A 4,338-nucleotide genomic window follows, 5' to 3' on the forward strand; every position below is an offset into this window, starting at 1 on the left:
CGGCACGGTGCTGCGCACGTCTGCTGCGGGCGGCGTCCACAGTTTCGAGCGCTGCAGTGCGCGGGCGCACTGGAACAGCACGGTCTCGATGTGCACGACGATCACGCACTTCGGCGGCGTGCCGTCCATCGCGAGCCGCTGCAGCAGCGCCGGGTCGACGCTGATGCGGGCGCGGCCGTTGATGCGCAATGTCTCGCCGACGCCGGGGATCATGAACAGCAGCGCGACGCGCGGGTCGGCGAGGATGTTGCGCAGGCTGTCGATGCGGTTGTTGCCGCGCCGCTCGGGCAGCAGCAGCGTGTGCTCGTCCTGCACGGTGACGAGCGGCGCCGGGTCGCCGCGCGGCGAGGCGTCGAGCCCGCCCGGGCCGCTGGTGGCGAGCACCGCGAACGGGGCGGCTTCCAGCCAGCGGCGGTACACCGGGTGCAGCGAGGGTGCCTCCTTGCGGATCGAGGCCTCGCCGACGGTGCCGAACAGGGCTTCGAGGGTGGCGAGGTCGCTGACGGTGAAGGGAGCGGGGGTGGTGGTCGGATCGGTCATGGTTGAACCGCATGTTGCCATCGCAGGCCGTGCGGCGGATCGGCGGGTGCGAACAGGAAGTGCAGCACCCGGCGGCGGCCGGTGCCGGTGGCCTTCGACGACGCGTGCAGCAGCAACGGGCGCATCACGAGCGCGTCGCCCTTCGCCGCGCAGAGGGTGGCTTCGAGACCCCGGCTGCGCAGCGCGATGGCCTCTTCGTCGGCGATGTGTCCGCGGCGATGGGTGCCGGGGATCACGCGCAGCGGCCCGTCCTGCGCGGTGCAGGGATCGAGGTGCAGGCGCACGGCGATCAGTTGCGCGAGGAAGTCGGCGGGCGGCTGGACGAACAGCGCGCCTTCCTTCTCGGACCAGGCGCGCAGGGCCGGGTGGTCGACGCGCTCGGCCACCGGGATGCCGAGGTCCTGGTGGACCGGCACCAGCCAGTTGATGGCCGCGGATTTCTCGAAGAAGGTGCACTGCACGGCGACGCCGCCGGCCGGCATCCATCCGGACAGCACCGGGTGCTGCCGCAGCCGGCGGGCGAGGGCCGCGCACCAGGGCTGAGCGAGCAGGCTGCGCGTGCCGGCGCCGGCGGCGCCCAGGGCCTGGACGAGGTCCGCGACGCGGTCGCATTCGTCCGGCGCCAGGACGGCGGGGACGAGCGCGCTGCCGGTTTCCTCGAAGGCCTGGGATGTGAGCAGCATCGACATGGTGCGCGGCAGGCTAGCACGATCGTTGCTACGTGGCCTGCACCGTCCACAGGAGCATTGCCATGAGCCGCCTCGATGTCACCGAGAAGATCATCGCGACCAAGGTCGCCAAGGGATTGAAGTGGTCCGACGTGGCCGCGAAGGTCGGCCTGAGCAAGGAGTGGACGACGGCCGCCTGCCTCGGCCAGATGACGTTGACGCCGCAGCAGGCCGGCGTGCTCGGCGAGATCTTCGGGTTGAGCGATGCCGAGCAGAAGTGGCTGTGCGTGGTGCCCTACAAGGGCTCGCTGCCGACCTCGGTGCCGACCGATCCGCTGATCTATCGCTTCTACGAGTTGGTCAGCGTGTACGGCACGACTTTCAAGGAATTGATCCATGAAGAGTTCGGCGACGGGATCATGAGCGCGATCGATTTCAGGATGGATCTGCAGCGCGAGCCGAACCCGGCGGGCGATCGGGTCAGCATCGTGATGAGCGGGAAGTTCCTGCCGTACAAGACGTATTGAGCCAGGCAGGTATTGGAGCCCGCCTGAGCGTGGCTCATCCGGTGACGTGGAAGTACCCGATGGTCGGGTAGACGCCGTTCCACTGCACGAAGCAAGTCGAGTAGTAGACCGAGACCACCTTGCCCGACGCGTAAGCCGCGAGGAATGATCCGTAGGCCAGCTTGCCGCCGGGCGTGCTGGCGTCCCAGCGAAACTCGAGCGTCGGCGCCGCGCAGGTGGTGCCACTCGGCCCGGGGAAGGGCGCCCCGTCCAAGGTCATGAAGCAATTCACGCCTTCGCATCCGATGTCGACGATGTGCCGGAAACCGGTCGATCCAGCGTCTGCATGCGCACCGGCGGGGATGATGGCTGCTGCGAGCACCAGCGCAGAGGCGATGCTGGTGGCTGACCGCAGGGCGGAATTGAGATGCGAGCCAAGATTCAGAGACACGAAAACTCCTCCCGATGGATTGACCAAAGGCGGAGAGCATAGCCGCGCGCACGATGGCTTCTGTTGGCACGGCATCGCGGGCATCGAGCCGCCCCAGACGCACAGTGATGACATCCACAAATCGAAGGATGGCGACATCTTTTATTGCGGTCGAGCTTGCGGGAGCAAGCCGGCTTCGGTTAACGTTGGTGACAGCGGTCACATCTTGACCGCGCAATGAATCGACAGGCRCCCACGAGCGCCTTTGTGCTGGAGGGATCGCCCGGGATGTCCATCGCTTGTGCAAGCGGGGAGCGCTCGTGCGTCCGTTGAACGAGGAATGTGCGTTGAAGACGATGTATTTCATTGGCGGGCGCGAAATGATGTGCCGACTGGCATGTGCTCTCGGAGGATGCGTCGTTCGCGCGTTGCTTCTTGCCGGAGTCTGGTGCGTGGGTTCGAATGCTTGTGCTGCCGAAGGGAGCATCACCGGCAACCTTCAATTCGTGGCGGTGATCCAGGCCAACGCCATTGGTCACCAGGCCGGGAATCTCGAGATTCAGGTTGTGGGCGGTTTCTCGGTCCCGACCGGGATGTCGTGCGATCCGAACTACATCACCACGCTGAAGAGTGTCGATGCGGACAAGCGCATGTTCGGCCTGCTGTCGATGGCGCTGCTGGCGCAGAAGCCCGTCACGCTGTACATCACCGACAACCCGGCGGTCACTGCATTCCCGGGGCGTTGCAGCCTGGTCGCCGTGACGCTGCCGCGGTGACGCAGAACTTCTCAATGCGCCGGTGCGGGTCTATGTCGGCGACATCACCCCCGATTGGAATTTCATGAAGAAACTGCTTGCGTTCCTCGCGACTTGCGCCATGGCCGTGCCGGCCTCCACGCAGACGGCCTATGACTGGCAGATCTCGAACGTGCATATCACGGCCATCGAGGCGACCTACATGCCCACGGCGGTGCTGTTCACCGTCGACACCAACGCCGGGGCCTGCGGTGCGGGCACGTGGTTGAAGTGGAACGGCATCGATGCCGACCAGGCCACGGCACAAGCGAACAACAAGGCCATCTACGCGCTGCTGCTGGCGTCCAAGCTCAGCGGCTCGACGGTGCGCATGTTCGGCAGCAATGCCGGATGCCTGGTGAAGTTCATCTATTCGGCCTGATTGACGGAATCAACATTGACTTGTTTTCCAGCAAGTCCCCGCGTGACGCTCACGTAGAAGGTGCCATGAAAAAGTTTGTCCAAAGAGTTCTCCCGGTCTTCGTGGCACTCGCGGCTGCGGTTGCCTCACCATGCTTCGCCGCCGTCCAGATGGGAATTCCCGGTCAGTTTGATGTGTCGCCGCTCGGTGCGGCGACCTACACCGTTCCCATTCAGGTGCCCCCCGGCATCGCGGGCATCGAGCCCAAGCTTTCCATGAGCTACAGCAGCCGCGCAGGCAACGGCTTGCTGGGCGTCGGGTGGACCTTGGATGGGCTGCCTGCCATCACCCGCTGTCCGCGCACGACGCCTCAGGACGGTGTCAAGGGTGGCATTCTTTACACCTCCGACGACCGCTTCTGCCTCGATGGCAAGCGACTGATGGTGGTCTCGGGCACCTATGGCGCTGCGGGGTCAGAGTACAGGACTGAAATCGATGCATTCCTGAAGGTCACCGCAATGGGGGCGGCGGCTTCAGGCCCGCAATCTTTCGTCGTGAAGACGAAGGATGGCCTGACGATGGAATTCGGAGGCAGTAGCGACAGCCGGGTCTTTGCAGCCAACGCGGCAGGCATTCGCGTCTGGGCGCTGAACAAGGTGTCCGACGTGATGGGGAACACCCAAAGCATCGTCTATGGCCTGCCGTCGGTGATCGCCGGTAGCACGACCGAATTCAACACCTATCCGCTGCGGATTGAATACACCAGCAACCCCAAGACCGGTCTGGCGGCGGCCAACAACGTTGAATTCAACTATGCCGTTCGCTCCATAGCCGAAAAATTGAACGCCTACCAAGGCGGTCAGCAGTTCCTGACGTCCGTTCGCCTCTCCGGAATCGTCACCAAGACCAACGGCAACGTCGTTTCGACTTACACCCCGTCGTATTCCTCGCAAGCGGATCAACGATCGACAATGCAGTCCTTGACGCTCTGCGGGAAGGCCGGGCCATGCGCTCCGGTCACGAGCTTCAAGCTCGGCAG

At 64.8% G+C, this 4,338-nt stretch carries 7 protein-coding genes; 4 read left to right on the forward strand and 3 right to left on the reverse strand.

Going from position 1 to position 4,338, the window contains the following annotated elements; translation table 11 throughout:
* Together AC1D15_RS19700 and AC1D15_RS19705 are read right to left on the reverse strand one after the other, a co-directional pair.
* Window positions 1-540: MSMEG_1061 family FMN-dependent PPOX-type flavoprotein (locus tag AC1D15_RS19700; RefSeq protein ID WP_477827308.1), on the reverse strand; the 540-nt coding region annotated here is incomplete at its 3' end.
* Window positions 537-1,223, reverse strand: coding sequence for a phytanoyl-CoA dioxygenase family protein (locus AC1D15_RS19705; protein WP_477827309.1), 687 nt, complete (start codon window positions 1,221-1,223; stop codon window positions 537-539). The genes AC1D15_RS19705 and AC1D15_RS19700, both read right to left, overlap by 4 nt.
* A 68-nt stretch (window positions 1,224-1,291) precedes the next feature.
* On the opposite strand from AC1D15_RS19705, the gene cynS reads away from it, so the two are divergent.
* On the forward strand, window positions 1,292-1,735 hold the full coding sequence (gene cynS / locus AC1D15_RS19710) for a cyanase (protein ID WP_047510140.1): 444 nt from the start codon (window positions 1,292-1,294) through the stop codon (window positions 1,733-1,735).
* A 34-nt stretch (window positions 1,736-1,769) separates the two neighbouring features.
* Here cynS and AC1D15_RS19715 read toward each other — a convergent pair whose 3' ends face one another.
* Window positions 1,770-1,994: a hypothetical protein gene (locus AC1D15_RS19715; protein WP_477827310.1), complete on the reverse strand. Its 225-nt coding sequence runs from the start codon at window positions 1,992-1,994 to the stop codon at window positions 1,770-1,772.
* A 497-nt stretch (window positions 1,995-2,491) separates the two neighbouring features.
* Here AC1D15_RS19715 and AC1D15_RS19720 point away from each other — a divergent pair, with 497 nt between their 5' ends.
* The 3 genes from AC1D15_RS19720 to AC1D15_RS19730 form a co-directional block, all read left to right on the forward strand.
* On the forward strand, window positions 2,492-2,920 hold the full coding sequence (locus AC1D15_RS19720) for a hypothetical protein (protein ID WP_477827311.1): 429 nt from the start codon (window positions 2,492-2,494) through the stop codon (window positions 2,918-2,920).
* A 64-nt stretch (window positions 2,921-2,984) separates the two neighbouring features.
* Complete coding sequence (locus tag AC1D15_RS19725) at window positions 2,985-3,320, forward strand: hypothetical protein (RefSeq protein ID WP_477827312.1); 336 nt, start codon at window positions 2,985-2,987, stop codon at window positions 3,318-3,320.
* Between the two features lie 65 nt (window positions 3,321-3,385).
* Window positions 3,386-4,338, forward strand: a 953-nt coding sequence (locus AC1D15_RS19730; protein ID WP_477827313.1) for a SpvB/TcaC N-terminal domain-containing protein, incomplete at its 3' end; no start/stop codon positions are given.

This window comes from Rhizobacter sp. P2_H2 (assembly GCF_056403375.1).